We start from the raw sequence: 26,224 nt of genomic DNA, 5'->3' as shown, positions 1-26,224 counted from the left end.
AAACCGCGTCGTTCAATTGCAGCCATTCGGTCCAGGAGGGCTCACCGCCCGTCCGGCAGGCAATGGTCAGGATCGGACTGTAGCCAAGGGCGCCGCCGCCGGTGAACAGCTTGTTGTTTGCATAAAGCGATGCGGTGACAAGGCCGTCATTGTCGGTGTCGAAACGCCAATTGTCCGTGCCGGCCTCGGCGACACCACAGGCGCAGGCAAGGAAAAGCGCCATGGCGGCAGCGCGACCTATGTGCACGAACACCCCCAACGCCTTCTCCAGCTACCCTTGGTTTCAACCAACCAGATAATAATCAAGGCTTCGTGTCGCCACCGGCAGTCGTCACGAGCGAATCCGATGTTGCAGTTTCGCAACGAAAAAGGCCGCCCGGAGGCGGCCTTTCGCAAATCGATCGCAGTTTCGGACTATTCGGCGTCCTTGGCGGCAGCCTTCTTCTTCGGCGCAGCCTTCTTCTTCGGCTCTTCCGCCTCGTCGCCAGCCTCGCTCGCCTTGGCTTCCGCCTTCTTGGCGGCGGCCTTTTTCGCCGGCTTGGCCTTGGTCGCGGTTTCGGCTTCCTCGTCGTCGGCCATCAGCTCTTCCTTGCTGACCTTGACGTCGGTGACCGAGATCTGGCCGAGCAGATGGTCGACGACCTTCTCCTCGAACATCGGCGCGCGCAGCGCGTTCAGCGCCTCGGGGTTGCTGCGGTAAAACTCGAAAGCTTCCTGCTGCTGGTTGGCCGGGAAGCGGCGAACCTGCTCGAACAGGCCGCGCTGCAGTTCCTCGTCCGACACGGTGACGCCGGCCTTCTCGCCGATCTCGGCCAGCACCAGACCCAGGCGCACGCGGCGCTCGGCAAGGCGCATGTACTCGGCGCGCGCCTCTTCTTCCGTCGTCTCTTCGTCGGCGAAGGTGCGGCCGGCAGCTTCCAGATCGCGGTTGACCTGCGCCCAGATGTTGTTGAACTCGGCTTCGACGAGCTTCGACGGCGCCTCGAACGAATAGGCCGCATCGAGCTGGTCGAGCAGCTGGCGCTTGACCTTCTGGCGCGTCATCGAGCCGAACTGGTTCTCGATCTGGCCGCGCACGATGTCACGCAGGCGCTCGAGCGATTCCAGGCCAAGGTTCTTGGCGGTCTCGTCGTTGATTTCCAGTTCGCCGGGCTTGGAGACTTCCTTGACGGTGACGTCGAAGGTGGCTTCCTTGCCGGCCAGATGCGCGGCCTGGTAGTTTTCCGGGAAGGTCACGGTGACCTGCTTCTCGTCGCCGGCCTTGGTGCCGATCAGCTGATCCTCGAAGCCCGGGATGAACTCCTTGGAGCCCAGCACCAGCGGCTGGTCGTTGCCGGCGCCGCCGGCAAAGGCCTCGCCGTCGATCTTGCCGACATAGTCGATCGAGACGCGGTCACCTTCGGCGGCCTTGCCGGTCTTGGGCTCGTAGCTACGCGCCGATTCGGCGACGCGCTTGACCTGGTCGTCGATCTCGGAGTCCGGAACATCGAACACTTGGCGCGTCACCTTGATGTCGGAGAAGTCCTTGATCTCGATCGCCGGGATAACCTCGTAGTTGAGGCGGAATTCGAAATCGGCGCCGCCGGCCAGGATCTTCTCGGCTTCCTTCTCGTCCTCGGTCATGATGACTTCGGGCTGCATGGCGGCTTTTTCGCCACGGCCCGAAATGATCGACCGGGTCGAATCGTTGAGGATTTCGTTGACCACTTCGGCCATGAACGACTTGCCGTAGACCTTGCGCAGGTGCTGCACCGGCACCTTGCCGGGGCGGAAGCCGTTGATGCGGACCTTGTCGCGTGCATCCGACAGCCGCGCCATCAGCTTGGCTTCCATGTCACCGGCCGGCACGGTGATCTTGATCTCGCGCTTGAGACCGGAGTTGAGTGTTTCGGTGACCTGCATCGTAAAACCTTTGTTTTCACCAATGAGACTGCCATACGGCTCCCTGCCGTTCACAGCCTGCCGGTATAGTCTTGCCGGAAATGGCTTTTGGTACGGAACCTGGCGATTTGACCGAAATTACGGTTCAAACTCTTCCAAACTGCGTTCCAAGATGTGAATAAGTTCTTGTTTTTCCTACTTCTTATCACATTCTGCAGAAGCGGATCGTCGCGTCCCGTCACATTCGACACGCCTTTTGTCACAGGCGAGGCTAATTTTCAACCATCTTCGCGTTTAGGCGAATAACCACCATTTCAGCTCCGAGATTGACAGAATGATGGCTACATGGGATTGCCGGGTCATGCGGATGTGGCGGAACTGGTAGACGCCCTGGATTTAGGTTCCAGTGCCGAAAGGCGTGGGGGTTCGAGTCCCTTCATCCGCACCACTGCCCGATGGCGGATTTACCTGCCGGTAGAAATCCGATTCCGTTTTGCGGCAAATCGGGCTAGGCTGACGACAACGATTTCCAACTCTTCATCCGGGGAGTTCGATGTATCGCCTTGTGGTCGCAAGTGCCGGTCTCTTTGCCGCCCTGTCCGTGCCGGCTCTTGCAGCCGATCCGACGGTCGATGTGCCGATGACCGCGCCTGGCTTCGACTGGACCGGCTACTATGCGGGCCTGCAAGCCGGCTATGGCTGGGGCCGGTCCGACATTTCAGGAACCGATGGCGGACCGTTTTCGGTTTCGCCCGACATCGACGGCGGCTTTGTCGGCGGGCATGTCGCCGGGTTGTGGCAGTTCGACCAGGCGGTGATCGGCGGCGAGGCCGATCTCAACTATGCCTCGGTTCGGGGTACGGCCGACATCGGCCCGGGAAATACATTCGGTACCGACATAAAGTGGTTCGGGTCGGTCAACGCCAAGGCCGGATACGCCATGGACCGCCTGCTGGTCTACGGGATTGGCGGCGTCGCCTTTGGCGGCATCGAGACGTCGCAGACCGTGGGCTCCGCCTTCTCCGACACACGCACCAATGTTGGCTGGACTGTCGGCGCCGGCGTCGACTATGCGCTGACCGACAAGTTCGTGGTCGGCGCGCAGTATCGCTACTACGATTTCGGCTCGGAGCACTATGACGGGTCGAACGGTTTCACCGATCGCGATCAGGACGTGAAGCTGAACACGGTGGGCATCAATCTGAGCTACAAGTTCTGAGCGCTACCGAGCAGACATCGCCATCGGGCAGATGGCTCGCAGACCAGGCTTTTGCAGGATGGGGCGGCCGACGCCCGCAGGGGGCGGGGGAATGGGTTGGGCCTGAGAGGCGCCGGCCATGGGCGGATCAAATCCACCACTCGGGCATCCTAGCAACACCGGCGGCGCGGATAATTCCGTGATCGCACCAGTCCCGCTCGGCTCCCTCCTCTGGGGTGTGCGCGAACATGCCATAAGAAGGCGGCTTGACGGGCTGCGTCCGGCATCTGAATAAGGGCTGGCCTGCGGACGTGGCGGAACTGGTAGACGCAAGGGACCTAAAAAGCACTCTGAGACGTAGAGTACAAGATGCAGAGAATTTTTCTAGACGAAATTCGCGACAACATATTTCTTATCATTGCTTTTGCAATTGCATTCTCTATTCCAGTAGTCGAAATTTTTAAGCCGTGGAAAGGAGGATTATGGAAACTCCCATCAGATCCAAAAGAAAAGAAAAGGCTGCTCTTGTCCGTGATAACATCATTTGTCGCGATGTTCTTTATGGCTTTGCATATTTACTCGAGGAAATGAGACCAGCAATCAAGGTCACATCAACGGGCGCCGTGCTTGCTCCAGCGCTACGATAAACAAGGCCGCCCGCGCCACAGCAGGTTTCGTGCCAAAACGAGACCGCGATAGATGGCTGGGGCCAGCGAACACAAACCCTACCTCTGCGAACGAGGTTGCCTGATCTACTATCGCCGACCAGCCTTGAACTTGTGACACAGGCTGTGACATACGAAGGTGGCGTGTCACGCGGGCGTGGCGAAACTGGTAACCGCACAGGACTTAAAATCCTGCGTCCTCAGTGACTTACGGGTTCGACCCCCGTCGCCCGCACCACGCGCACCACGTTGGGCTTCGGGTAGCAGGTCACCTTCTTACGCCGTGATCGGGTTCAGCTTCAGATGCTGGATCAGGATGATCGTCTTGGCGTCGATGATGCGGCCATCGGCAATGCCAGCCAGCGCCTCGTCCAGCGGCATCTCCAGAACCTCGATATCCTCCCCCTCCTCCGGCGCGCCGCCGCCGGCCGAGATGCGGTCGGCGGGCGAATAGCGGGCGATGAAGAACCACAGTCGTTCGGTGACGCTGCCCGGGCTCATATAGGGCGAAAACAGCCGCTCGATACGGTTCAGCCGGTAGCCGAGTTCTTCCTCCGCCTCCTTGCGGATGGCGGTTTCCGGATCGTTTTCGTCCAGCAGCCCGGCACAGGCTTCGATCAACGGTTCGCGGTGACCGGTTACATAGGCCGGATAACGGAACTGACGCACCAGAAGCACGGTCGAGCGTTGGGGGTCGTAGGGCAGGATCACCGCGCCGTCGCCGCGATCATAGGTCTGGCGGATCTGCGTTTCCCACTGGCCGTCGCGCCGGCGGTAGTCGAGAACGGTCTTCTTAAGGACGGCCCAGTCGTCGGAAAGGATTTCCTCCGAGCGGATGCGAATGCGGTCTTCCATGATCGTCTCCATGATGCCGGGTCGAGGCGTAGCCGCCAGGCGGCATTTGCGCAATGCTGGCAACTGGTCCAGAAACGCATCTCACTGTCTCGTGTCTGGCGCGCTTTCGATCCATTGCCTAGAGAGCGGCCTGTCCCTCCGGAGCCCTGTTTCATGACAGCATCGCTTTTCCAACCGATCACTCTCGACGGCCTCACCTTCCCCAACCGCATCGCGGTGGCGCCGATGTGCCAGTATTCGGCCGATGATGGCTCGGCCAGCGACTGGCATCTCTATCACTGGATGAACCTGGCGATGTCAGGTGCGGGAATGGTGACGGTGGAGATGACCGATGTGGAGCGGCGCGGCCGCATCTCGCATGGGTGCCTCGGCCTCTACTCCGAAGACAATGAGGCCGCAGCGCGGCGGGCGCTGGACGCGGCAAGGCGCGTCGCGGCGCCCGGCACGAAATTCGGCACTCAGCTGGCGCATGCCGGCCGCAAGGCCTCGAACCGCAAGCCCTGGGAAGGCGGCGGACCGCTGCAGCCGAACGAGGATCCCTGGCAGACCGTCTCGGCCTCGGCGATCGCCTACGACACGGGCTGGAACGTGCCGCGCGCTTTGGAGGACGAGGAAATCCTGCAACTCATCGGCCGGTTCGCCGAGGCCGCGAAGCGGGCCGAACGCGCCGGCTTCGACTTCATCGAACTGCACGCGGCCCATGGCTACCTGATCTTCCAGTTCCTGTCGCCGCTCTCCAACCAGCGCACCGACCGCTGGGGTGGCTCGCTGGACAACCGGATGCGGCTTGTCGTCGAAATCGCCAGGGCAGTGAGGAAAGCAGCGCCGAAGCTGATGCTCGGCGCAAGGCTGTCGGTCAAGGACTGGGTCGATGGCGGCTTCGATGTCGAGGACGCGATCGAGGTGGCGAAGGCGCTGAAGGCCGAGGGTGTCGCCTATCTCTGCTGTTCCAGTGGCGGCAATTCGCCATTGCAGAAACTGCCCACCGGCCCCGGTTACCAGGTGCATCTGGCGGAAGCCGTGCGCAAGGGCGCAGACATCGCCACCCGCGCGGTGGGGCTGATTGATGATCCCAAACAAGCCGAAGCGATTGTCGCCGAAGGCCGCGCCGACATGGTTGCGCTGGCGCGCGCCTTTCTGGCCGATCCGCGCTGGGGATGGCGGGCAGCCGCCACGTTCAGCGAAACGATCCATCCCGCGCCGCAGCTTGCCCGCTCGGTCACGACGATGGAGCATTGGATGAAGGCCGCCAGCTGATCGGCCCGCTCCGCCGACCGGTAAGAACGCAATTCGCCATAGCTTCGCTTCAATTCTCCCAGCAAACTGTTACCTTGGGTAAGGCTGCGGCGGGCGCGGCCGGGCTTGGGAGAGAAAAATGTTCTTCAGGACAGTTTTGACGGCTGCCGCGCTGACCGCGGTGGCAGGCCTCTGGATCGGCTTATCGGCGCCGGCCAGCGCACAATATTGCGAGGGCACGGTGCATGGCCTATCGGGGCGCTACAATCTGGCCACCGGCAGCGGCTTCCTTGCCGTGCGCACACGGCCCAATTCGTCGTCGCGGATGATCGGTCAGTTGTTCAACGGCGATCACACCGAAATCTTCGACCGGCGCGGCAACTGGTATCAGGTCGAAATCGGCGGCGCGACCGGCTGGGCGAATGCGCGCTGGCTGCGCAACGATTGCGGTTACTGAGACGCATCGCAGGCGCGACGCGACCTTTGGGCGCAGGCCCAGGGTCACTTTTGCAACCAAATTGGCTGCTTTGCGTTGCGGCCATGATGGACAACAAACCTTTTGAGACGCCCGTCGTGGTCGAGCTTGGCCATGTCGGCAAATATCGCCATATCCGCAGCACCCAGGAAGCTGCCGAGTGCCTGATGACGGTGTGGCCGCTCAATCGCGGCCCGCGCCATCGTGATGCTCTCGACACTTGCCTCAAAGTGCTGGAAGGTTATCGTTCGACGGCGGACGCGCGCCGGGCACTGATCGAGGCCGCCAGGGAATCGGAAGTGCTGGTGCCCGACGACCGGCTGCCCGACGACCGGCTGCATTGAGCAGGCGGACCTTTCAACCGGAGGTTTTTGATGGCGAAGCTGACTTACAAGATCGTCGAGCATGACGGCGGTTGGGCCTACAAGGTCGGCGCGACCTTTTCCGAGACTTTTCCCACCCATCAGGATGCGCTGCGCGCCGCCGAAATCGCCTCGGCCGAGCAGCAGGTCGCCGGCTCCACGGATGGCATCCAGTATGAGGATGCCGACGGCAAATGGCACGAGGAACTGGCCGATGGCCGCGACCGGCCGCAAACGGAAGTGTCTGATTGATATTCGAGCCCACCGCTGACGCCGGGAGAGACGGCGTTCAGCGGCGGCAGGCCCGCGGCTAGCTATTTGCCGCAGTATTGATCGTTGACGTTGCCCTGGGAGTTCGCGTCAGGACCCGGTGTGTTGTAGGCGCACGGCCCGCCGGGGCCAGGATTGCCATAGGTGTTCAACCCCGAGCCATCGATGCTGCCCGTATGGCTCTGGTCGACGCCTGAGGAATCCTCGTTGCCGAACAGCCACCAATTGTGATGGTTGGAGTAAGTGGCGTCAGACGACTGCGCCATCGCCGAAGTGGCGATACCGATCGTCAGCACCGATGCCGCGAGAAGTTTCGTAAACATTGAATTGCTCCGTATCTTAGCCGCCTTGGGGTGCGACACGGATAAAACCCGGCAGTCAGCCGGATGGTTCATTGAAGTTGTCGTGAGTCTGCCGTGATGGCCGACCAGAAAACGAGCGAGCGGCAATACGCTCGATAAAAGCAATGATCCGTTCCGGCTCAACGAATTGCGGCATGTGGCCAAGGCGATCGACAATTTCGAAATCGAGCCCGGCGATCTTACCTTGCATTGGTTCGCCGTGGGTGCGGATGTCGATGACGCGGTCAGCGGTTCCAAAAAGGATGCCGGCAGGCACGATGATCTCGCCATAGCGTTGCTCGATGCGGCCGAGATCCTGTTCGACAGCCACGATATCGGTCGACGTTGCATGGAAATGACGGGGCCGAAGTCCCAGCCACCCCCCACCCTCGACCATATAGTCGCCAGGAAAAGGCTGCGGGGCGAAGATGAATTCCTTCGTCGGCCGCGCATATCTGAGGCTTGTCGGTATCGCCACAGTGTAAGCCATGATCCAGCGCCAAAGACGCGATCGGATATAAAGCAAGCCGGTCTTTTCGCGCATACCGGCTTCCAGATGCGTAAGCGGCGCCAGCAGGGCAATGCCCGAGATCACCTCGGGATGCTCTACGGCCAGGGTCAGCGTGATGGCGCCTCCGAGTGAGTGTCCCACCACCAGGGGCCGCTCCAGCCCGAGGGTCTCGATGAAGCGCCGCACCACCCGCGCCTGTTCGGTCAAGCGGCCGGTGGCGCCGGCAGCACGAACCGAATAGCCCGATCCCGGGCGATCGAGCGCGATCAGGCGGTAGCCGGGCCCAAAGCGTCCAAACAGCGTGTGCCGGAAATGATGGAGTTGGGCGCCAAGCCCGTGCACGAAGACGATCGGCCTGCCCTCGCCCTCATCGACATAGTGGATGCGGTTACCGTCGATCTCGATGAATTTTCCGACCGGCGGCACCAGGCTTTCCGCCTTCGCAGAGATCCACAGCGTCGCCAGCACCAGGCAGGCGGCCACAAGCAGTGCCGACAGGAGCAGGACGACAAGCAGCCACGACAGAATAGACAGGAGCATTCTTCACCCGGATCTGGACCGGCCGAGCTTAGCCGTATCGGATGGTGCCGCAATCTTGAATCCGAGCGGGCCTGAATCAATACGGGCGGCTGGAAGGCCGCCCGCCGATCACCGATTTCCCGGTGCGGATAACGCCGCCGGCCGAATACGGCACGGCGGCGGTAGAATCAACCATGCAGCTTGGCTGTGATCTCGGCGACGCGCTTGCCCTGGAATTTCGCGCCCTCGAGCTCCTGGGCCGAAGGCTGGCGCGAGCCGTCGCCGTCGCTTGTCGTGGTCATGCCGTAAGGCGCGCCGCCACGCACCACGTCGTTGCCCATCTGGCCCTGATAGGCGTAGGAAAGCGGCACGATGATCATGCCATGGTGCTGCAGCATCGCCTGGGTGCTGAGAAGAGCGAGCTCGGCGCCGCCATGCTGGGTCGCCGTCGAAACCATCACCGATCCGACCTTGTTGACAAGAGCACCCTTGGCCCAGAGAGGTCCGGTCTGATCGAAGAAATTCTTCAGCTGCGACGCCATGGCGCCATAGCGCGTCGAGGCGCCGACGATGATCGCGTCGTAATCGCCGAGTTCGAGCGGATCGGCGATCGCGGCTTCCTGATCGAGCTTGTAGTAAGCAGCCTTTGCCACTGCCTCGGGCACCAGTTCGGCGACGCGCTTGATGGTCACATGAGCGCCGGCCTCGCGGGCGCCCTCGGCCGCGGCCTTGGCCATCTGCTCCATATGACCCCAGCTCGAATAATAGAGAACAAGTACCTTCGCCATTTCCGTCTCCTCGATGATCACCGGGAACCGCCCGGTCCTGGCGATCTATCTAGAGGGCCGAACGTTCAATGGATATCTCACATATGGGCACAGATTGTTCACAGTTCAGCCGGCATTGCCGATCAACCCGCGCCGCGCTATCTCAGGCGACCGTCCTGCCGGAGCCTTCCATGCCCGAAATCATTACCGCCGCCATGCTCGTCATCGGCGATGAGATTCTGTCCGGCCGCACCAAGGACAAGAATATCGGCCACCTCGCCGACATCATGACGGCGATCGGCATCGACTTGAAGGAAGTTCGTATCGTTCCCGACGAGGAGGACGAGATTGTCGCGGCCGTGAACGCGGTTCGCGCCCGCCATACCTATGTTTTCACCACGGGCGGCATCGGCCCGACGCATGACGACATAACAGCCGATTCGATATCCAAGGCGTTCGGCGTGCCCTGCGAATATGAAGCCCGGGCCTATGCGATGCTGGAGGCAAGCTATGCCGCGCGCGGCATAGAGTATACCGAGGCCCGCAAGCGCATGGCCCGTATGCCGCGTGGCGCTGATCTGATCGAAAATCCGGTATCGGTCGCGCCCGGCTTTCGCATAGGCAACGTCCACGTCATGGCCGGCGTGCCCTCGATCTTCCAGGCCATGCTCGACAATGTCGTGCCGACGCTGAAGACCGGCACCAAGATGCTCTCGGCAACGGTGCATTGCCCGTTCGGCGAAGGCCTTGTCGGGGGACCGCTGGGTGAGATCCAGAAGGCTCACCCCGACACGATCATCGGCTCCTATCCGAAATATGGCGATGGCAAGTTCTGGACCGAACTGGTTGTCCGCGCCCGCAGCCAGGAGGCGCTCGACGCCGCCCGCGCCGATGTCGAGGCGATGGTGGCGGGTTTCGCCGCAAAGGCGAACTGAGCGGTCCAACCCGGAACCAAGCCGGGCGCCGCGACGTTTCCTTCCAGGCGGGTTTGCACGCTCGCGAATTGAGGGATTCACCATGCGGTTCAAGACCATCGTCGCCATTTTACAGAACGAGCAGGACGCCGAGCGCGTGCTCGACTGCGCCATTCCGCTGGCCAGCCGCTTCGAAAGCCACCTGATCGGCATTCACGCCGAGGCGCTTCCGGTGCCCTACACATCGGCGACCGGCTTTCCGGACACCGAATTCCTGCAAGTCTCGGCCGACATGAACCGGGAACGGGCCGACAAGCTGCAGGCTGTGTTCCTCAAGCGCATCGAGGATTCCGGCCTCTCCTTCGAGTGGCGCAGCCTTGAGAGCTTCTCCGGCGACAGCGCGCTGAGCGGTATTTCAAGCGTGCGAGCCGCCGATCTCATCATCGCCGCCCAGCGCGAGGCCGGCGGGGACCCCAGCGCCGATGTCGATACGCTGGTTTACGATGCCGGGCGACCGGTGCTGGTGGTGCCGCACGCCGGCCCTCTCGTCACCACTTTCAGACGCGTGTTGCTCGCCTGGAACGGCAGCAAGGAAGCCGCGCGCGCCGCCTTCGACGCCCTGCCCTTCATCATAGAGGCCGACAAGACAGACATACTCGTCATCGATCCGCCCGACACGCTCGACGAAAGCCCCGAGGCCTCCGGTGCCGAGATTGCATCGGCACTGTCGCGTCACGGCGCCAATGTCAGCGTCTCGGTGCAGAAATCAGGCGGCACCTCGGTTGACGATATGATCCAGAACAGGATCGCCGAGAGCGGCGCCGATCTGCTGGTGCTTGGCGCCTACAGCCACTCCTGGCTGCGCCAGCTTCTGTTTGGCGGGGTGACGCGCACGGTGCTGCGGACGGCACAGGTGGCGGCTTTCCTGTCGCGATAAGTCCACAGGGATCACCGCCTGGCGCCCTTGCCAAGGCTGAGGTTTTCCAGTTAATTCCGCGCGCATTCCCCTGTTTCTTGCACGCGGTCCTCGCGTGCCGTGGAGTGCGCGAGACATGTCCCTTCCCGAAAAAGCCTTTCCGGTCTCCTGGGACCAGTTCCACCGAGACGCCCGCGCCCTCGCCTGGCGGCTTGCCGGCACCAGCAAGGGACAGTGGAAGGCGATCGTCTGCATCACGCGCGGCGGACTGGTTCCGGCGGCGATCATCTCGCGCGAGCTCGGCATCCGCATCATCGAAACCGTCAGTGTCGCCTCCTATCACGACTACACCAGCCAGGGGCAGTTGCAGGTGTTGAAGGAAGTCACCCCGGCGTTGCTGGCCGATGACGGCGCCGGCGTGCTGATCATCGATGACCTGACCGACACCGGCAAGACCGCCGGCATCGTGCGGGCGATGATGCCCAAGGCCCACTTCGCGACCGTCTACGCCAAACCGAAGGGCCGGCCGCTGGTCGACACGTTCGTCACCGAGGTCAGCCAGGACACCTGGATCTATTTCCCGTGGGACATGGGCTTCACCTACCAGAAGCCGATCGCCGACGATCACGCCGGCTGATCCGCAAGACACGCTTTTTCAATTAAGCCGCCATCCGCGACAATTTCCGCCTGACCGGACGGTTTTGCGGGGCAGGATTTCCTGTGAAATCGACCTTTGTTGACGGGAATCGGCCAGCCCGACCGAAGTTTTTACTTTTATTGCTGACAATTCGCCGTAGGATTCCTGAGGCGGCAAAACGATTCTGGGCTTGGGTTACCTTCTTCGATGTTGACGAGGCCAACGACGCACAACCATCTGGCCGAAAGGGTCCGGCGACTCTTCGGCACGGCGCCGTGTCGTCTGCAGGTTGCCGCCTTGCCCTGGCGCGAGGCCGGAAGCGGTATCGAGGTCATGCTGATCACCAGCCGTGATACCGGCCGCTGGGTGCTGCCGAAGGGCTGGCCTGAAGCACGGGAACCACTTTGCGATGCCGCCGCGCGCGAGGCAGGCGAGGAAGCCGGATTGCGCGGACACGTGTCCCACATCGAAGCCGGCCGTTATTTCTATGCCAAGGTGCTGGCTTCCGGCGAGGAAGTGCCCTGCGAGGTGCTCGTATTCCCGCTGCATGTCGACAAGATCGCCGACCGCTGGAAGGAAAAGCACTCCCGTACCCGCAAATGGGTCTCTTCCAGCGAGGCCGTGCGCATGGTCCATGAACCCGACCTTTGCCAGATCATTGCGTATTTCTGCGCCGACCCCCGAAGGTTTTCCTAGCTGCTATTTTTCGCGTGCATCCCAGCCGATTCACAACCCTGTGATGTACCGCATGAATGGTTTGATAATTTTTCTGCGCTAGAGATCGGCCAACCTGGCGTTTGATCGATGGCGAATCCTGTAAACCCAATTCCGCAAGATTCCACGGAGCCTCAGCGCGAGCATCGCCCGCGCGTGCTCAAGGGCGGAACGGTCATCACCGGCATTCAAAATTCGGAAATCGCCGTCATGCTGCGCAACCAGCATGCTAATGGGGCCGAACTGAAAGTACCGCTCGAGTCGCGAGTCCCGGATCGCTTCCTTCTTTATGTGCCGCTCGACGGTGTCGCCTATCGCTGCGAGGTCCGCTGGCGCCGCAACGATCGGATCGGGGTACAGTTCAACGGCACCGAGCCGAAGCCGAAGCTGCATTACGGCTAAGCACTGTTTTCGAGGTCGGACGGCCTGTTGCCGGCTGCGGTTCGCGATTGGCGGGCGCGCCTCGGCGCGCGGCCTGAAATCACAGTTCCAACGACCCGTTTCTATCCCCGTTATCCACATGTGTGACACACAAGATGTTGGGGTCACAAAAGCTACGCAAACGAATCCTTGACGGCTCGAAACGAGTCGCCTTTTATAGGCCATGTGCTCCTGTTGAGAGCGCGACCGGAAAGTTCTGAGCCCGGTCTTTTTCCCGGATTATGTGCGTTTTTGCCCGCATTTCCGCCTGTTTACGAGGCCGGCGGAAGCGTTGGGTTTGTGGGGTGATGGGGCGACGAAAGGGAGAATTGTCGGACTGGAATAAATTGTCTGTTAACACTATATTTAGTGTTTGCAGGTAGGTTCGACGCTAGATAGTGTGAATTTCCCTCCGGTGAGGGAATCGAAAAATTCAGTACCGAAAGGACCCGCGGGGTCGGCAGGCAGCCTGGACAAGCGCCCGGCAAGGCGTTTTGTCGTGTGTGTGGCCGAATCCGCGACGAGGAGATGCCGGCGGCGTTCGCGCTGTGGGCAAACGGCGGACTGCGCTTTTCGCGCAAGGGGGCAGAAATCCCCTGACGAAAGCGCTATATATAGACAAAAGGGACAGGACCAATGCGCATCGAGCGTCGTTTCACCAAGCCGGGGCAATCCGCTTATGCCGAGATTGAATTCCGCAAGGCGCTTTCCGAGATCAAGAATCCGGATGGCTCCGTGGTGTTCCGCCTCGACAACATCGACGTGCCGGCGCAGTTCTCCCAGGTCGCCGCCGACATCCTGGCGCAGAAATATTTCCGCAAGGCCGGTGTCCCCGCGCGGCTGAAGAAGGTCGAGGAAAACGACGTCCCCTCCTTCCTGTGGCGCTCCGTTGCCGACGAGGCCGAGCTTGCCAAGCTGCCGGAAGCCGAGCGCTATGGTTCCGAGATCGATGCCCGCCAGGTCTTTGACCGTCTCTCCGGCACCTGGACCTACTGGGGCTGGAAGGGCGGCTACTTCAAGTCCGAGGAAGACGCGCGCGCTTTCCGCGACGAGCTTGCCTACATGCTGGCCACCCAGCGCGTGGCGCCGAATTCGCCGCAATGGTTCAACACCGGCCTGCACTGGGCCTATGGCATTGACGGCCCGAGCCAGGGCCACTTCTATGTCGATCCCTTCACCGGCAAGCTGACCAAGTCGAAGTCCTCCTACGAGCATCCGCAGCCGCATGCCTGCTTCATCCAGGGCGTGCAGGACGACCTCGTCAACGAGGGCGGCATCATGGACCTGTGGGTGCGCGAAGCGCGCCTGTTCAAATATGGTTCCGGCACCGGCTCCAACTTCTCGCTGCTGCGCGGCGAAGGCGAAAAGCTGTCCGGCGGCGGCCGTTCGTCCGGCCTGATGAGCTTCCCCAAGATCGGTGACCGCGCGGCGGGCGCCATCAAGTCGGGCGGCACCACGCGCCGTGCGGCGAAAATGGTCATCGTCGACGCCGACCACCCCGATATCGAGGAGTTCATCGACTGGAAGGTCAATGAAGAGCAGAAGGTCGCCTCGCTGGTGACCGGCTCCAAGATTGTCAAGAAGCACCTCGAACTGATCATGAAGGCCTGCGTCAATTGCGAAGGCCATGACGATGACTGCTTCGACCCCGCCATCAACACGGCGCTGAAGCGCGAGATCAAGGCGGCCAAGAAGGCTGCGGTGCCGGAGAACTACATCTACCGCGTTATCCAGTTCGCCAAGCAGGGCTATACCTCGATGTCGTTCAAGACCTACGACACCGACTGGGATTCGGACGCCTACCTCACCGTCTCCGGCCAGAACTCCAACAATTCGGTGTCGCTGAAGGACAATTTCCTGCGCGCCGTCGAACAGGACGCCGACTGGCACCTGACCGCCCGCAAGGACGGCAAGGTGCTGAAGACACTGAAGGCCCGGGATCTCTGGGAAAAGATCGGCTACGCCGCCTGGGCGTCGGCCGACCCCGGCCTGCATTTCAACACGACGATGAACGACTGGCACACCTGCGCTTCGGCCGGTGCGATCCGGGCCTCCAATCCGTGCTCGGAATACATGTTCCTCGACGACACGGCCTGCAACCTGGCCTCGATCAACCTTTTGCCCTACCGCAATGCCGATGGCACGATCGACATCGCCGCCTACGAGCACACGGTGCGGCTGTGGACCGTGGTTCTCGAAATCTCGGTGATGATGGCGCAGTTCCCGTCGAAGGAGATCGCCAAGCTTTCCTACGATTACCGCACGCTCGGCCTCGGCTATGCCAATATCGGTGGCCTGCTGATGACCTCCGGCATTCCCTATGACTCGGATGAGGGCCGCGCCATCTGCGCCGCGCTCACCGCCATCATGACCGGCGTCGCCTACGCCACCTCGGCCGAGATGGCGTCCGAACTCGGCGCCTTCCCCGATTACGACCGCAACGCGCAGAACATGCTGCGCGTCATGCGCAACCATCGCCGCGCCGCCTATGGCGACAAGGACGGCTACGAGAAGCTCGCCGTCAATCCGGTGCCGCTGGTCGCAGCCGATCTTAAGCAGCAGGCGCTTGCCGATCATGCGAAAGCCGCCTGGGACCGCGCCATCGAGCTCGGCGAGGAGCATGGCTACCGCAATGCGCAGGCGACGGTCATCGCGCCGACCGGCACGATCGGCCTGGTCATGGATTGCGACACCACCGGCATCGAGCCCGATTTCGCCCTGGTGAAGTTCAAGAAGCTCGCTGGCGGCGGCTATTTCAAGATCATCAACCGCGCCGTGCCGGAAGCGCTGCGCACGCTCGGCTATTCCGAGAGCCAGATCGCCGAGATCGAGGCCTATGCGGTCGGTCACGGCAACCTCAACCAGGCGCCCGGCATCAACCCCGGCTCGCTCAAGGCCAAGGGCTTTTCCGACGAGAAGATCGCGGCGCTCAATGCGGCGCTGAAGTCGGCCTTCGACATCAAGTTCGTCTTCAACCAGTGGACGCTCGGCGCCGACTGGGTGAAGGAGACTTTCGGCTTCACTGACGAGCAGCTCAACGACTTCTCGTTCGAGATGCTGCCGGCCATGGGTTTCTCCAGGAAGGACATCGAAGCCGCCAACATTCATGTCTGCGGCGCCATGACGCTGGAAGGCGCGCCCTTCCTCAAGGCCGAGCATCTGCCGGTGTTCGATTGCGCCACGCCATGCGGCAAGATCGGCAAGCGCTCGCTTTCGATCAACAGCCATATCCACATGATGGCGGCGGCCCAGCCCTTCATTTCGGGCGCCATTTCCAAGACCATCAACATGCCCAACGACGCGACGGTGGAGGACGCCAAGAACGCCTACATGCTGTCGTGGAAGCTGGCGCTGAAGGCCAACGCGCTTTACCGCGACGGCTCCAAGCTGTCGCAACCGCTCAATGCCTCGCTGCTCGCCGATGGCGAGGAAGACGAGGACGAGGCGGTCGAGCAGCTGGTCGCCGCCCCGCAGGCGGCGCGCGCGGCGCAGATCACCGAACGCATCGTGGAGCGCATCATCGAGCGCGTGTCGCGCGAGCAGGAAAAGCTGCCCGGCCGCCGCAAGGGTTACACCCAGAAGGCCAAGATCGGCGGCAACACCATCTTCCTGCGCACCGGCGAATATGATGACGGCCGTCTCGGCGAGATCTTCATCGACATGAACAAGGAAGGCGCCACGCTGCGCGGCCTTCTCAACAACTTCGCCATCGCGATTTCGCTCGGCCTGCAATACGGCGTGCCGCTCGACGAGTATGTGCACGCCTTCACCTTCACCAAGTTCGAGCCGGCCGGCATGGTCATCGGCAACGATGCCATCAAGAGCGCGACGTCGATCCTCGACTACGTGTTCCGCGAACTGGCGATCTCCTATCTCGGCCGCAACGATCTCGCCCATGTCGACCAGTCGGACTTCTCCAATACCGCGCTTGGCCGCGGCATCAGCGAAGGCAAGACCGACGCCGTCTCCAAGGGCCTGACCCGCGGCTCGCCGGTGAAGCTGGTTTCCCGGGCAAGCGGCAGCGAGCCGAAGGGCTTTGCCGGCGGCTCCGCCGCAACCCCTGCCCGCTCGGCGCCATCGGCCTTCTCCGGCTCCAACGTGCTGGCGCTGAAGCCCGCCAGCGACGAGGCGGTCGCCTACAAGCGCGACTATGAGGAGCGGGCCAAGGAACTGGCCGAGGACATCGCCTTCGAGGAAGCGGCCTCCGAAGCCTCCACCGACGCCACGTCGGCGCTGTTCACCGACACAGCCGCCCATGAAGCGGCCGAGGCCAAGAAACTCGCCGCCGACCGCCGCGCCAAGTCACTACTGCAAGGCTACACCGGCAATTCCTGCTCCGAGTGCCAGAATTTCACGATGGTGCGGAACGGGACGTGCGAGAAGTGCGACACGTGCGGCGCCACGAGCGGGTGCAGCTGAGGAAATTTGAACTGCTTGCGGAGGGCGACATTGGTTGTCCTCCGCAGCCTGCAATCTCCACGCAGTCAATAAACTGGATCAGTTATTGTTTTGATTGCTGTGGCTTTTAACCTTGGCAGCGCCCACGGGCTTTTGGGCGCCAGGCTTTGCTTTTTTCGCGACGCAGCCCTTGCCGGGGTTCTTTCCAAGTTTGCAATCGATGCCCTTGAGGGGTGCTCCGGCCATGGCTGGCGTACTCATGCCCAGGCCGAGCCCTGATACAAGCAAAGCAGCGCCCACAATGGCACTCGCGCGATAGGTCATTTGGAAACCTCCCTGTCACATCCGTCTCTTGGACCATTGCAATGGAGACGAGCAGAACGGCACCGGCGTGAGGACTTGGCCATGGTGCTTCGTCGATTTTCAGAGAAGCTAATATACCACCAATTTTTGAGACGAAACATCTGCCGTGGGCAGTCGGTTCACAAGCTGTCACAAGGTCGGGAGGTGATGGAGCGGATAGAGACCGGCCCTGGCTTACTCATCGATCGCCATGACCCTGACATAGCCCTCCAGCAGAAGCGTGCGATCGCGGATGACATTGGTCGCGTCGGACGCCTGCATCGGCACATACATCGTGCCCTGGCGAGTTTCGTAGAGCGCATCCCTCGCCTTCGCCTCCGCGTCGCGGAAGGCAATCCAGGCGCGTTGCGACAGGCGCAACTGTTGCGCTGCCTCAGCCGGCAGCTTGTGCATCAGCGTGGTATAGGCGGCGTTCATGCGGCGGTCGTAGTCGTCCGATGCCGTCGCCTCGCACCCGGTCTGCCCGGCGGTCGAGCCATTGGCCGCGTCGTTGAGGCAGCGGTCCAATGTCTCGGCCGTCGGGTCCTTCAGATCCGAGGCCGCCAGCTTCGCGGGCGATGCGAGCGTCAAAAGGCAAGCCAGCGCTCCAACCGCGGTCAAAAGCGTGGTGTTGATGTCCTTCATATCCGCTCCGTAGACGGCACCGGGCGGTGCCGCGCCCGCGATCCTTTCCTGCCATTATGGAGCCAATATGCCTGCGGCGCATCAAGGAGTCAGTCCTGACGGTCAACGATTGCGTGAGGCCGGCGCAAATCCGGCCGGCCTCGCGACCTGACTCAGCGAACGCTGCCGGCGGACGCGTGCCCGTCGAGCAGGCCGATATCGCGCTTGAGATGATCCGACATGGCGCGCCGGTCGAGCAGGCCGCGCGACCGGGGCCTGAAGGGAGCGGCGAGCAGTTCGAGGACCTGATGACGAAATCCCTCATGCATCCTGGTGATGGTCATTGCGATCTCCTTCCGGTTCGATCCGATGAGGAGAAGATGACGCATCCGGCCCTTGGTTTCCAATCGAACGTCGCGTAGCCTGCATCAGGAGGATTGATGCATCATGAGCTGGGACCTGCCGCCGCTGGCCGCGATCAGGGTGTTTGAGGCCGCCGCGCGGCTGGGCAGTTTCACCAGGGCCGCCGAGGAACTCGGCATGACCCAATCAGCGGCCAGCTATCAGATCAAAGTTCTGGAAGAACGCGCCGGAACGCCGCTTTTCATAAGAAAAACAAGGCAGGTTTCCTTAACCGAGGCCGGCGAACGTTTGGCGCCGCTGACGACCGGCGCCTTCTCCGCGCTGGCGGACGCCTGGCTCACCACCAAGGGTGGCGCAAGCGGCGTGCTTTCCGTAACGACGATGGGAACATTCGCATCGAACTGGCTGGCGGTGCGGCTTGGAACATTCCAGCTGATGCATCCCGACCTCGCGGTCAAAGTCGATACATCCTCCCGTCTGGTCGACTTCGCGCGCGAAAACCTCGATATCGGCATCCGCACCGGGACGGGAAAATGGCCCGGCCTGACGGCGCATTATCTGTTCAAGGCCGACTACACGCCGATGCTCAGCCCCAAACTGGCCGAGAGCGTCGGAGGCATTCGCCACCCCGAGGATCTCTATAAGGTCGCGCTGTGCGGTCCTGACGATCCCTGGTGGAGAATCTGGTTCGAAGCGGCGGGTGCGCCCTTCGATCCCGCCCGCGTCATCGCCGGTCCCGCCTTGGGCGCGCAGGTCTACGATGTGATGGCGGCCCTGACTGATCAGGGCGCCGCTATTCTCACCCAAAACCTCTACAGCGCCCTGCTGGCGAAAGGACAGTTGATACAGCCATTCGACGCCGTCGGCTCCGACGGCGACGGTTACTGGCTGGTGCATCTGGAAAGCCGCCGCAACACACCGAAGATCAAGGCATTCCGGGACTGGATCCTGGCCCAGACCGAGGACATCAGAAAACAGGAAACCCGCCAGGCGTCGGGCAATTCGGGAAAGGCAACATGATCGACCACATAACCATCGCCGTCAGCGACCTGGCGAGAAGCAAGCTCTTCTACGAGCGCGCCTTCGCGCCGCTGGGATACGGCCTGGCGTTTGGAAAGGAGGATGTGTTCTGGGCTTTCGATGCCGGCGCCGGCAGCCTGTTCGAGATCCAGAGTACGGACGAAGAGCCGCCGCTGACGCATCTGCATGTTGCTTTCCGGGTGGGCAGCCGGGCCGAGGTCGATGCCTTCTACACCGCAGCGCTCGAGGCGGGCGCCTCGGACAATGGCGGCCCCGGACCCCGTCCGGACTATGGTGCGAACTATTACGCCTGCTTCGTGCTCGACCCGGATGGCTACAACATCGAGGCGATGGTCAACGAGGCATAGTCTCCCCTCCTCCCACAGTGGGACAAGGAAGAGCCGCGCCCGCCGAACCGCCGGCGCATCGGATTGCGGAAGCGTAATTTGACGCCTGAGCCGATCGGCTTAAGGTGGAAGGCCCTGAAAGGAAGCAGTCGGAGAATGAGCATGGGCGACGCGGCCGACGACGACAACGACATCGTGAACCAGCTCGCCTATGTCAGAGCCGACCCCACCCAGCATGACTCGCTGACGCTGCTGACCATGATCGATGCCGCGATCGCCGAGATCATGAGCCTGAGAACTCAGTTGCGGTTGAGCGAAGAACGCAACGGCCGGGGCGAGCAGTTGCGCTAGGCCGACGCTTCAGAACCAGCCCCGCCACTTGAACCATACCAGCGGAATGATCGCGCTTAGCGCGATCATCGCCAGCCCGTAGGGATAGCCGTAGGTCCAGTCATATTCAGGCATGCCCTTGAAGTTCATGCCATAGATGCCGGCGATCAGCGTTGGAGGAATGCCGACGATCGAGACGATGGTGAGGATCTTGAAGATATCGTTCTGCGCGATCCCGATCAGGCCGACCATGGCGTCGAGCATGAACTGCACCTTGTCGGCCAGGTGGACCTCGTAGTCATCCAGGGAGTTCACATCCTCCTTGAGGCCGCTCATGCGCTGAGCCATCTGTCCGTCGTTCCAGTCCGCGGTCATGCGCGACGCGAAATCGATGGCACGGCCCAACGCCAACAGGATGTCGCGCTTCTCCGACAGATGGTCCCCGAGCCTGCCGACATGACGCAGTTGAGCGCGAATGACCCGGTTCGAGCGGATCGCCTTGCGGCCGCCGCTGTCGGGCACATGGAAGGCCGTCGCGGACAGGGTGCGCAACTCCGTCGCCGACTGCTCGAGGCTGTCGGCGAGATGATCGACGATCTCCTCGCAGAGGTCGACGAAGACTTCGAGGCTGGAGCCCGGGCGGCCTGAGCTGTCGGCAAATTTTGCGGCGACCGCGTCGAAGGCCGTCAATGCCGCGAAGCGGACGGTGACGAGGCGTTCGCGCGACAGAACGAACCCAACCGGTGCGACCTGTGGCGCATCGCCCTCGACATGGGTGACCATGGGAACGCTCATCGTCAGCACGTCTTCGCGCGCCTTGAGCCGGCTGGAGCTTTCGATCTCGCTCAGGCTTTCACGGCTCGGCATGGCAACGCCGGTCAGCTTCTCGACCTCGGCGATTTCGGCCGGTCCAGGATCGCAGAGATCAAGCCAGATCGCCCGCCTTGTCGCGTCCGAAGCCTTGCTTTGCGGATGGGCGCTGAACATCGCGGCTAGGCGGTCCGTGCGTCCTGGCCATGCTCTTTCTCAGCCGTTCCGCCGGGGTCCCGCGCCACGCTGGTTGCGGCATCCTGAAGCTTCGAACGGGTTTCTTCGAGGTCGAGTTCTTTCTCCGCCTCACGCATGGCGTCGTCGAACTGCTTGCGGAAATCGCCGACATAGCGATTGACCGTCTTCATCGTGGCGCCAAGCGAGCGCATGACGTTCGGCAGCTCTCCTGGTCCGAAAACCACCATCGCCACCACGAAGATCACCACGAGATGATCCCAGCCGAGTCCAAACATAGCCGTGTCCCAAGGCGCCCTGATGGCGCTGTCGCAAAGCCCGCCCGATCACCTCGATCAGGATGGCCAAGACACCTGATCATAGCGCCGCGCCCGCGCCAATCCAGCACGCATGGAGCGTGGCCGTTCACAGTTTTTTCAATTCGGTTCCGCCGCAGCCCAGGCAGAGCAGCTCGACCGCCTGGAAAGCCCGGTCGAGAATGCTCCCGCCCCTCTCCTAGTCCGCGTCCGCCATCATCTGCCGGCCGCCGCCGCCGGCCCAGGCGCGCCATTGCCGCTCGTCGCCATGGAAGACGTTGAGATCGATGCGGCCGGTGACGCCATGGGACAGGCCCGAACCCGAATACTGCCAGAACAGCCATTTGCGGCCGGGATACACCTTGGACGGGTGCTGCGCCACGGCGCGCAACCAGAACGGATAGTCGGGGAAAGCGCCCTGCAGATTGTCGCGATAGAAATCCGGCGCGGTATAGATGATCGGACGCTGGCCATAGTGACGCTCCAGCTTGTCCATGAACACCTGCATCTTCTCCAGCACCTTTTCACGCGATGGCCGCCGCTTGCAGGAGGAGCCGCCATTCCATTCGACGTCGATCACCGGCGGCAGCGCGCCATCGACCTTGGGCACGTTGCGAATGAACCAGTCAGCCTGTTCGCTGGCGACCCGGCACCAGTAGAAGAAATGATAGGCGCCGCGCTTCAGGCCGGCGGCATCAGCGCCGCGCCAGTTCTTCATGAACATCGGATCGAGGTGGTCGCCGCCGTCGGTGGCCTTGATATAGGCGAAGTTGGCGCCCTGGGCGCGCAGCTTCTCCCAGTTCACATTGCCCTGCCAGCGCGACACGTCGACACCGTGCACGGCAAGGTGGCGGGGCGAGGAACGGCCGAAATTGATCGGCTTGGCGTCGCGAAAGCCGTTGCGCGTCACCGGCCCAGCGAGCATTGCGGGAGCCGGCCGCGACAGACGTTTCGGCGGAGACACCAGCGCGACCGGTTCGACCGGCGGATCGACGCTGTCGGGCAGATCAGGCGCCGGGAATGCAACCGTCTCCTCCTCGGCAAGGCCGAAGGGCCGAGCGGGCTCGCCGGCAGGCGCGGCCGTCGCCAGCCTGCGCGCATTGCCGGATTTGGCCACCGGGGCGGATGCGACCGGCGCGCTTGGCCGCACCACGGAACTCGTGGTCTCGTTCGAAGGTTTCTGGATGTCGAGCGCGTCCATGCCCGATGTCGACGAGCAGCCGGCAAGGCACAAAGATGCGACGATGAAACTGACGATGCCTGGTAACCGCATCTGGACCTGTACTCAAAACACAACAGACCGAGGGCGACAGCCAACGGACAACCAGACGAGTTATGAACGAGAAATTACCAATAAAGTTTGAATCAAGTTTTTTACCATAGCTGTGGCCCATTTCAGACATTCGCCGCCGAGTGCCGGCACAGCCTTGACAGCGCCACGATGTGGCTGTTGAGAACGGTATGCGGCGCTTTTTGCCGACAGGTTCCGCAACTGCAAAAAAGGCGCCCGATGATTGCATTGCAGCGACTTCTTCTGGTCCTCCTGCTCGTTGCCTTCGGCGGCGCGGCTCTCGCGCCGATGGCTGATGCGAGCGGGCTGGTGGTCGTTCCTCCGGGCAATCGTTCCGAGACGCAGCCGACCATTCCGGAAGCCTCCGCGACGCGAACCCGCGCCTTCAAGACCACTTATGAGGAAAAATACGAGAAGATCGTCGCGCTGCTGAAGCGCGAGAAGAAGCTGATCGCGCATATCAAGCAGGTCGCCGCGGCCTACGATATCGACCCCATCCACATCGTCGGCGCGCTGGTCGGAGAACACACATACAATGTGACGGCCGTCGGCTCGGTGCAGACCTACTACGTGAAAGCGCTGTCCTATTCCGGCCTCGACTTCGCTTTCCGCTACAAGGGCGTCCCGGTGCAGACCTTCGTCCAGCGGCCGGAATTCGCCGCCTGCGCGCAAGCGAAGGACAGTGCCGCCCTGTGGAGCTGCCGCGACCGGGTCTGGGTCGAGCATTTCCGGGGCAGGACGGTCGATGGCGTCACCTATGACGCGATGACCTTCCAGCAGGCATTCTTCCAGCCCTTCTTCGCCGGCCAGACATTCGGGCTCGGCCAGATCAGCCCGCTGACCGCGCTGGAGGTGACCGATCTGGTCAACAAGGTGAGCGGCTATGACAAGCTCTCGCCGGACCACCCGCAGGCCATCTATCGCGATGTCATGGATCCCGACCGCAGCATCGTCTACATCGCCGCGATCGTGCGGGACTCGATCGACGCCTACAAGGAACAGGGCTTCGACATATCGGGCAATCCGGGCATCACGGCCACGCTCTATAATGTCGGCCAGCCCCGGCAGCGTGCGGCGGCGCTTGCCAGCGGCAAGGGCCGCAAGCTGCCGGTGGAAAATTACTACGGCTGGCTCGTCAACGAAAAGCTCGACGAGCTCAGGGGCCTGCTCGGCAACGGCAGCTGAGAAACGCTTTTGACCAGGGAGATTGCGTGCAGTCGTTCATCGACCAGAGCGTTTGTTTCATTGAGAACCATCAGGCCTGGGCCGGCCTTATCGTCGGATTGCTGGCTTTCGGCGAGTCGCTCGTTCTCGTCGGCATCCTGTTGCCCGGCACCACGGTGCTGGTCATTGTCGGCGGTCTGGTCGGCGCCGGCATAATCGCCCCCCTGCCCGTCCTGCTGGCAGCAATGATCGGGGCGGCTCTCGGCGATACCGTCTCCTTTTTTCTCGGCAAATGGCTCGGACGCGGCGTCGTGCACAAATGGCCGCTTCGCCGCTATCGCCGGGAGATTGCCCGAGCGCGGCTGTTCTTCCATCGCTATGGCTTCGCCGCGGTTTTCATCGGCCGTTTCTTCGGCCCGGTGCGCGCCACAGTGCCATTGGTCGCGGGCATGATGGGCATGAACCGGCGCCGCTTCCAGATCGCCAACATCCTGTCGGCCATCATATGGGCCCCGGCCGTGCTGTCGCCGGGATGGCTGGTCGCCAAGGGAGCCGACAGCCTGCCCGAGCTTGATGCAACCAGCCTGTTCGGCATGGCGGCGGTCGCAGTGCTCGCCGCGATCATCGTCGCCGTGGTCGTCATCAGGCTGCGTTATGGCGGCAAGCGAGAGCCGGCTGATCCCGGAGCATGAAGCCTGGACAAACGGGTACCGGTTGTCCCGATATCATGCTCTATCTCTTTGATTTAGAGCCGGATTCAGATTTCAGGTCGAGGCGACCTGAAATCACCCGGCTCTAGCGCCTGAAGACGCCGATCATCGGTCCCAGGTTCCAGTAGTCATCGTTGCGGTTGATGGCGGGAGCAAGCAGGCTCGAGATGGACCCGTCGAGAAACAGCGCATTGTCGCAGCCAAGCGCGTCGCGAAACAGACGCGCGAAGGCGTGGAACGTAACGGTGCCGTTCGAAATCGCGAAGACCGCGACGCCGTCCTTTCTCACGCCGACGCCGTCCCGGGTCTTGCGTGATGTGCTGTCGGCCTGGAACTTCGGATGCAGTTCGCCATCGATGACCAGCATCGGCCCCGACTGGGTCGCGTATTCGGTCGATGGCCGCTTCCTGACGAAATCCCTGGTTGCCCGAACCGCTGCCTTGCCGCGACTTATGTAGAAGATGCCGTTCGGCTGCAGCGAAAAATTGCCGCTTCCCGATCCCGTCTTCACCCCGGCCATTTCCTGGCCACGCTCGACATAGAGGCCGACAGGCCTGAGGTCCGGATGGTACATGCCGGCATTGGTGGCAAACAGCATGGTACGCCCCGCCGCGCGCTGCGCATTGTCGAGATTGTGCAGCGATTGATAGGGCTTGCCGTCAGGATCTTTCCAGAACAGTTCTATCGAGTACCGCTTCGGATCGACCTCGCAGACGAAATAGCTCGCCGTCTCGAAGACAAAGTCGCGGCACGGCGGCACCGACGCGAACCACTGGCCTGACGCGACGATCGTGGCGGCGGCATGCGGCAGCGCGGCCTTGCCCAGCGCCAGCAGCAGAGGCGCCCAGTTGAGAAGTGTCAGAAAATCCATACGCCTGCGGGGTCACCAATTCCAATGAGCCGCCGTGAATAGCATCGCGGAGCGCCATGTTGGAAGATCGGTCCGGAGCGCGGACGGGTTTTGCACCCGGCCTGCCGCCGCGGGCAAGACTATTTCACTGAGCTGACCAGCTGTTCGTCGCCGCCGAGGATGGAGACCCAGTGGCCTGTGTTGTCGCTCGCCTGTCTTTTCAGATACCGGTATGGCGTCTGGTTCCAGAGGCGAACCTTGTCGACGAGATTGTCGAGGATGAAGTCGCCCTTGTCCGTGCGAACCGTAAGCACGGCATGGCCTTCGCCATCGGGCTTGCGAACCACGGTCATCAGGAGATTGGCGATGGCGATGCCCATGCCGTTGAGCTCGCGCCGTTTTTCCAGCGCGTAGTCCTCGCAGTCGCCGAAGCCATTGTCCGGATAGGCCCACCATTCGTCCTTGCCGTAATTGTCGAGATCGCTCATCGGCTTGACGCGGGTGTTGACCGAAAGGTTCACCGCCGAAATCTCGTGCAGCAATTTGCTGGTCAAATGTTCGGGGACGCTGTTGGGCGAGCGGATCGAGCATTCGGCGACATGGATCTTGCAGAAATCATAGTGGCCGATCGGCTGGGACGTCTGGCCACCGACAACCATGGAGGCAGGCGCGGCATAGGCGGAACCCGCCGCCGCGCAGAAAACGGACAAGGCGACAGCCAGCCCCAGCCCCTTCGCCTTGCGGCGCCAACCCATCGAGGATGCCATGCGGCCCCGCCCCTTCTGTTTGTTAACAGAACGTTA

At 62.2% G+C, this 26,224-nt stretch carries 29 protein-coding genes, 2 tRNA genes and 1 pseudogene; 18 read left to right on the top strand and 14 right to left on the bottom strand.

The features are described from left to right. Together J0I79_RS07755 and tig are read right to left on the bottom strand one after the other, a co-directional pair. Nucleotides 1–247 (bottom strand): annotated as a pseudogene (locus J0I79_RS07755) (hypothetical protein); the annotation flags it as partial. A gap of 167 nt (nt 248–414) precedes the next feature. Next, nucleotides 415–1,902, bottom strand: a complete 1,488-nt coding sequence (gene tig, locus J0I79_RS07750; RefSeq protein ID WP_292856226.1) for a trigger factor — start codon at nt 1,900–1,902, stop codon at nt 415–417. A gap of 342 nt (nt 1,903–2,244) precedes the next feature. Here tig and J0I79_RS07745 point away from each other — a divergent pair. The 3 genes from J0I79_RS07745 to J0I79_RS07735 all read left to right on the top strand — a co-directional run bounded on the left by J0I79_RS07745 (nt 2,245) and on the right by J0I79_RS07735 (nt 3,982). Further along, nucleotides 2,245–2,329 (top strand) — tRNA-Leu (locus tag J0I79_RS07745). A 105-nt stretch (nt 2,330–2,434) separates the two neighbouring features. Continuing rightward, nucleotides 2,435–3,100 carry an outer membrane protein gene (locus tag J0I79_RS07740; RefSeq protein ID WP_292856225.1) on the top strand — a complete coding sequence of 222 codons (666 nt, stop codon included), beginning with the start codon at nt 2,435–2,437 and terminating at the stop codon, nt 3,098–3,100. 795 nt (nt 3,101–3,895) lie between these two features. Further along, a tRNA-Leu gene (locus J0I79_RS07735) sits at nt 3,896–3,982 on the top strand. Between the two features lie 38 nt (nt 3,983–4,020). Here the strand turns inward: J0I79_RS07735 and J0I79_RS07730 are convergent. Further along, nucleotides 4,021–4,599 (bottom strand): NUDIX domain-containing protein, encoded by a 579-nt coding sequence (locus J0I79_RS07730; protein WP_292856223.1) that lies wholly within the window; start codon nt 4,597–4,599, stop codon nt 4,021–4,023. Between the two features lie 153 nt (nt 4,600–4,752). Here J0I79_RS07730 and J0I79_RS07725 point away from each other — a divergent pair, with 153 nt between their 5' ends. From J0I79_RS07725 to J0I79_RS07710, 4 genes are all read left to right on the top strand, one after another. Next, nucleotides 4,753–5,856, top strand: a complete 1,104-nt coding sequence (locus J0I79_RS07725; protein WP_292856222.1) for an NADH:flavin oxidoreductase/NADH oxidase — start codon at nt 4,753–4,755, stop codon at nt 5,854–5,856. 118 nt (nt 5,857–5,974) lie between these two features. Further along, nucleotides 5,975–6,292 (top strand): SH3 domain-containing protein, encoded by a 318-nt coding sequence (locus J0I79_RS07720; protein ID WP_292856220.1) that lies wholly within the window; start codon nt 5,975–5,977, stop codon nt 6,290–6,292. Between the two features lie 83 nt (nt 6,293–6,375). After that, nucleotides 6,376–6,654 carry a DUF982 domain-containing protein gene (locus tag J0I79_RS07715; RefSeq protein ID WP_033838251.1) on the top strand — a complete coding sequence of 93 codons (279 nt, stop codon included), beginning with the start codon at nt 6,376–6,378 and terminating at the stop codon, nt 6,652–6,654. A 30-nt stretch (nt 6,655–6,684) separates the two neighbouring features. Further along, complete coding sequence (locus J0I79_RS07710; protein ID WP_140493732.1) at nt 6,685–6,924, top strand: DUF2188 domain-containing protein; 240 nt, start codon at nt 6,685–6,687, stop codon at nt 6,922–6,924. A 62-nt stretch (nt 6,925–6,986) separates the two neighbouring features. Here the strand turns inward: J0I79_RS07710 and J0I79_RS07705 are convergent, their stop codons facing one another. From J0I79_RS07705 to wrbA, 3 genes are all read right to left on the bottom strand, one after another. Beyond that, nucleotides 6,987–7,265, bottom strand: a complete 279-nt coding sequence (locus J0I79_RS07705) for a hypothetical protein (RefSeq protein ID WP_292856216.1) — start codon at nt 7,263–7,265, stop codon at nt 6,987–6,989. 55 nt (nt 7,266–7,320) lie between these two features. After that, nucleotides 7,321–8,334, bottom strand: a complete 1,014-nt coding sequence (locus tag J0I79_RS07700; RefSeq protein ID WP_292856214.1) for an alpha/beta hydrolase — start codon at nt 8,332–8,334, stop codon at nt 7,321–7,323. Nucleotides 8,335–8,501: 167 nt separating this feature from the next. Then, entirely contained in the window at nt 8,502–9,101 is a 600-nt protein-coding gene (gene wrbA, locus J0I79_RS07695) for an NAD(P)H:quinone oxidoreductase type IV (RefSeq protein ID WP_292856212.1), read from the bottom strand. 170 nt (nt 9,102–9,271) lie between these two features. Between wrbA and J0I79_RS07690 the strand changes: the two genes are divergently transcribed. The 6 genes from J0I79_RS07690 to J0I79_RS07665 all read left to right on the top strand — a co-directional run bounded on the left by J0I79_RS07690 (nt 9,272) and on the right by J0I79_RS07665 (nt 17,100). Further along, nucleotides 9,272–10,015 (top strand): competence/damage-inducible protein A, encoded by a 744-nt coding sequence (locus tag J0I79_RS07690; protein ID WP_292856210.1) that lies wholly within the window; start codon nt 9,272–9,274, stop codon nt 10,013–10,015. A gap of 82 nt (nt 10,016–10,097) precedes the next feature. Continuing rightward, complete coding sequence (locus J0I79_RS07685; RefSeq protein WP_292856208.1) at nt 10,098–10,931, top strand: universal stress protein; 834 nt, start codon at nt 10,098–10,100, stop codon at nt 10,929–10,931. Nucleotides 10,932–11,046: 115 nt separating this feature from the next. Then, on the top strand, nt 11,047–11,547 hold the full coding sequence (gene gpt, locus J0I79_RS07680; RefSeq protein WP_292856207.1) for a xanthine phosphoribosyltransferase: 501 nt from the start codon (nt 11,047–11,049) through the stop codon (nt 11,545–11,547). Between the two features lie 207 nt (nt 11,548–11,754). Beyond that, nucleotides 11,755–12,243 carry an NUDIX hydrolase gene (locus tag J0I79_RS07675; RefSeq protein ID WP_292856206.1) on the top strand — a complete coding sequence of 163 codons (489 nt, stop codon included), beginning with the start codon at nt 11,755–11,757 and terminating at the stop codon, nt 12,241–12,243. 108 nt (nt 12,244–12,351) lie between these two features. After that, nucleotides 12,352–12,663, top strand: a complete 312-nt coding sequence (locus J0I79_RS07670) for a PilZ domain-containing protein (protein ID WP_292856204.1) — start codon at nt 12,352–12,354, stop codon at nt 12,661–12,663. A 654-nt stretch (nt 12,664–13,317) separates the two neighbouring features. Further along, nucleotides 13,318–17,100 (top strand): vitamin B12-dependent ribonucleotide reductase, encoded by a 3,783-nt coding sequence (locus tag J0I79_RS07665; RefSeq protein WP_292856203.1) that lies wholly within the window; start codon nt 13,318–13,320, stop codon nt 17,098–17,100. 78 nt (nt 17,101–17,178) lie between these two features. Here J0I79_RS07665 and J0I79_RS07660 read toward each other — a convergent pair whose 3' ends face one another. The 3 genes from J0I79_RS07660 to J0I79_RS07650 all read right to left on the bottom strand — a co-directional run bounded on the left by J0I79_RS07660 (nt 17,179) and on the right by J0I79_RS07650 (nt 18,389). Then, the gene (locus J0I79_RS07660) at nt 17,179–17,403 is read right to left on the bottom strand and encodes a hypothetical protein (protein WP_292856201.1); all 225 of its coding nucleotides are present in this window, start codon (nt 17,401–17,403) and stop codon (nt 17,179–17,181) included. 213 nt (nt 17,404–17,616) lie between these two features. Then, entirely contained in the window at nt 17,617–18,066 is a 450-nt protein-coding gene (locus tag J0I79_RS07655) for a lysozyme inhibitor LprI family protein (RefSeq protein WP_292856200.1), read from the bottom strand. A gap of 152 nt (nt 18,067–18,218) precedes the next feature. Continuing rightward, on the bottom strand, nt 18,219–18,389 hold the full coding sequence (locus tag J0I79_RS07650; protein WP_292856199.1) for a hypothetical protein: 171 nt from the start codon (nt 18,387–18,389) through the stop codon (nt 18,219–18,221). 103 nt (nt 18,390–18,492) lie between these two features. Here J0I79_RS07650 and J0I79_RS07645 point away from each other — a divergent pair, with 103 nt between their 5' ends. The 3 genes from J0I79_RS07645 to J0I79_RS07635 all read left to right on the top strand — a co-directional run bounded on the left by J0I79_RS07645 (nt 18,493) and on the right by J0I79_RS07635 (nt 20,126). Further along, nucleotides 18,493–19,428, top strand: coding sequence for a LysR substrate-binding domain-containing protein (locus J0I79_RS07645; protein ID WP_292856197.1), 936 nt, complete (start codon nt 18,493–18,495; stop codon nt 19,426–19,428). Continuing rightward, on the top strand, nt 19,425–19,796 hold the full coding sequence (locus tag J0I79_RS07640) for a VOC family protein (protein WP_292856195.1): 372 nt from the start codon (nt 19,425–19,427) through the stop codon (nt 19,794–19,796). The genes J0I79_RS07645 and J0I79_RS07640 overlap by 4 nt, the downstream gene beginning before the upstream one ends. Before the next feature lie 141 nt (nt 19,797–19,937). Continuing rightward, nucleotides 19,938–20,126: a hypothetical protein gene (locus tag J0I79_RS07635; RefSeq protein WP_292856193.1), complete on the top strand. Its 189-nt coding sequence runs from the start codon at nt 19,938–19,940 to the stop codon at nt 20,124–20,126. A gap of 9 nt (nt 20,127–20,135) precedes the next feature. Here J0I79_RS07635 and J0I79_RS07630 read toward each other — a convergent pair whose 3' ends face one another. The 3 genes from J0I79_RS07630 to J0I79_RS07620 form a co-directional block, all read right to left on the bottom strand. After that, nucleotides 20,136–21,092: a magnesium transporter CorA family protein gene (locus J0I79_RS07630; RefSeq protein ID WP_292856191.1), complete on the bottom strand. Its 957-nt coding sequence runs from the start codon at nt 21,090–21,092 to the stop codon at nt 20,136–20,138. A gap of 5 nt (nt 21,093–21,097) precedes the next feature. Beyond that, nucleotides 21,098–21,388 carry a twin-arginine translocase TatA/TatE family subunit gene (locus J0I79_RS07625; RefSeq protein WP_292856189.1) on the bottom strand — a complete coding sequence of 97 codons (291 nt, stop codon included), beginning with the start codon at nt 21,386–21,388 and terminating at the stop codon, nt 21,098–21,100. A 217-nt stretch (nt 21,389–21,605) separates the two neighbouring features. Beyond that, nucleotides 21,606–22,679, bottom strand: coding sequence for a GH25 family lysozyme (locus J0I79_RS07620; protein ID WP_292856188.1), 1,074 nt, complete (start codon nt 22,677–22,679; stop codon nt 21,606–21,608). A 306-nt stretch (nt 22,680–22,985) separates the two neighbouring features. On the opposite strand from J0I79_RS07620, the gene J0I79_RS07615 reads away from it, so the two are divergent. Together J0I79_RS07615 and J0I79_RS07610 are read left to right on the top strand one after the other, a co-directional pair. After that, nucleotides 22,986–23,882 carry a DUF1402 family protein gene (locus J0I79_RS07615; RefSeq protein WP_292856229.1) on the top strand — a complete coding sequence of 299 codons (897 nt, stop codon included), beginning with the start codon at nt 22,986–22,988 and terminating at the stop codon, nt 23,880–23,882. Between the two features lie 26 nt (nt 23,883–23,908). Further along, entirely contained in the window at nt 23,909–24,553 is a 645-nt protein-coding gene (locus tag J0I79_RS07610) for a DedA family protein (protein ID WP_292856187.1), read from the top strand. Nucleotides 24,554–24,656: 103 nt separating this feature from the next. Here the strand turns inward: J0I79_RS07610 and J0I79_RS07605 are convergent, their stop codons facing one another. Then, nucleotides 24,657–25,442, bottom strand: coding sequence for a phosphodiester glycosidase family protein (locus tag J0I79_RS07605; protein WP_292856185.1), 786 nt, complete (start codon nt 25,440–25,442; stop codon nt 24,657–24,659). 119 nt (nt 25,443–25,561) lie between these two features. Then, nucleotides 25,562–26,188, bottom strand: coding sequence for a transglutaminase-like cysteine peptidase (locus J0I79_RS07600; protein WP_292856184.1), 627 nt, complete (start codon nt 26,186–26,188; stop codon nt 25,562–25,564). Between the last annotated feature and the right edge of the window lie 36 nt (nt 26,189–26,224).

The sequence above is a fragment of the Mesorhizobium sp. genome (assembly GCF_017306585.1).
GTDB lineage: Bacteria > Pseudomonadota > Alphaproteobacteria > Rhizobiales > Rhizobiaceae > Mesorhizobium.
Note: the sequence above shows the minus strand (reverse complement) of the source record. Positions and strands in the feature narration are given on the sequence as shown.

Coding starts and splice junctions, on each gene's coding strand:
- J0I79_RS07675 (WP_292856206.1), top strand. CDS start 11,755: ATGTTGACGAGGCCAACGACGCACAACCATCTGGCCGAAAGGGTCCGG.
- J0I79_RS07650 (WP_292856199.1), bottom strand. CDS start 18,389: ATGACCATCACCAGGATGCATGAGGGATTTCGTCATCAGGTCCTCGAA.
- gpt (WP_292856207.1), top strand. CDS start 11,047: ATGTCCCTTCCCGAAAAAGCCTTTCCGGTCTCCTGGGACCAGTTCCAC.
- J0I79_RS07620 (WP_292856188.1), bottom strand. CDS start 22,679: ATGCGGTTACCAGGCATCGTCAGTTTCATCGTCGCATCTTTGTGCCTT.
- J0I79_RS07645 (WP_292856197.1), top strand. CDS start 18,493: ATGAGCTGGGACCTGCCGCCGCTGGCCGCGATCAGGGTGTTTGAGGCC.
- J0I79_RS07625 (WP_292856189.1), bottom strand. CDS start 21,388: ATGTTTGGACTCGGCTGGGATCATCTCGTGGTGATCTTCGTGGTGGCG.
- J0I79_RS07660 (WP_292856201.1), bottom strand. CDS start 17,403: ATGACCTATCGCGCGAGTGCCATTGTGGGCGCTGCTTTGCTTGTATCA.
- J0I79_RS07605 (WP_292856185.1), bottom strand. CDS start 25,442: ATGGATTTTCTGACACTTCTCAACTGGGCGCCTCTGCTGCTGGCGCTG.
- J0I79_RS07700 (WP_292856214.1), bottom strand. CDS start 8,334: ATGCTCCTGTCTATTCTGTCGTGGCTGCTTGTCGTCCTGCTCCTGTCG.
- tig (WP_292856226.1), bottom strand. CDS start 1,902: ATGCAGGTCACCGAAACACTCAACTCCGGTCTCAAGCGCGAGATCAAG.
- J0I79_RS07715 (WP_033838251.1), top strand. CDS start 6,376: ATGATGGACAACAAACCTTTTGAGACGCCCGTCGTGGTCGAGCTTGGC.
- J0I79_RS07685 (WP_292856208.1), top strand. CDS start 10,098: ATGCGGTTCAAGACCATCGTCGCCATTTTACAGAACGAGCAGGACGCC.
- J0I79_RS07710 (WP_140493732.1), top strand. CDS start 6,685: ATGGCGAAGCTGACTTACAAGATCGTCGAGCATGACGGCGGTTGGGCC.
- J0I79_RS07740 (WP_292856225.1), top strand. CDS start 2,435: ATGTATCGCCTTGTGGTCGCAAGTGCCGGTCTCTTTGCCGCCCTGTCC.
- J0I79_RS07670 (WP_292856204.1), top strand. CDS start 12,352: ATGGCGAATCCTGTAAACCCAATTCCGCAAGATTCCACGGAGCCTCAG.
- J0I79_RS07655 (WP_292856200.1), bottom strand. CDS start 18,066: ATGAAGGACATCAACACCACGCTTTTGACCGCGGTTGGAGCGCTGGCT.
- J0I79_RS07630 (WP_292856191.1), bottom strand. CDS start 21,092: ATGTTCAGCGCCCATCCGCAAAGCAAGGCTTCGGACGCGACAAGGCGG.
- J0I79_RS07705 (WP_292856216.1), bottom strand. CDS start 7,265: ATGTTTACGAAACTTCTCGCGGCATCGGTGCTGACGATCGGTATCGCC.
- J0I79_RS07615 (WP_292856229.1), top strand. CDS start 22,986: ATGGCTGATGCGAGCGGGCTGGTGGTCGTTCCTCCGGGCAATCGTTCC.
- J0I79_RS07640 (WP_292856195.1), top strand. CDS start 19,425: ATGATCGACCACATAACCATCGCCGTCAGCGACCTGGCGAGAAGCAAG.
- J0I79_RS07635 (WP_292856193.1), top strand. CDS start 19,938: ATGGGCGACGCGGCCGACGACGACAACGACATCGTGAACCAGCTCGCC.
- J0I79_RS07720 (WP_292856220.1), top strand. CDS start 5,975: ATGTTCTTCAGGACAGTTTTGACGGCTGCCGCGCTGACCGCGGTGGCA.
- J0I79_RS07600 (WP_292856184.1), bottom strand. CDS start 26,188: ATGGCATCCTCGATGGGTTGGCGCCGCAAGGCGAAGGGGCTGGGGCTG.
- J0I79_RS07725 (WP_292856222.1), top strand. CDS start 4,753: ATGACAGCATCGCTTTTCCAACCGATCACTCTCGACGGCCTCACCTTC.
- J0I79_RS07665 (WP_292856203.1), top strand. CDS start 13,318: ATGCGCATCGAGCGTCGTTTCACCAAGCCGGGGCAATCCGCTTATGCC.
- wrbA (WP_292856212.1), bottom strand. CDS start 9,101: ATGGCGAAGGTACTTGTTCTCTATTATTCGAGCTGGGGTCATATGGAG.
- J0I79_RS07730 (WP_292856223.1), bottom strand. CDS start 4,599: ATGGAAGACCGCATTCGCATCCGCTCGGAGGAAATCCTTTCCGACGAC.
- J0I79_RS07690 (WP_292856210.1), top strand. CDS start 9,272: ATGCCCGAAATCATTACCGCCGCCATGCTCGTCATCGGCGATGAGATT.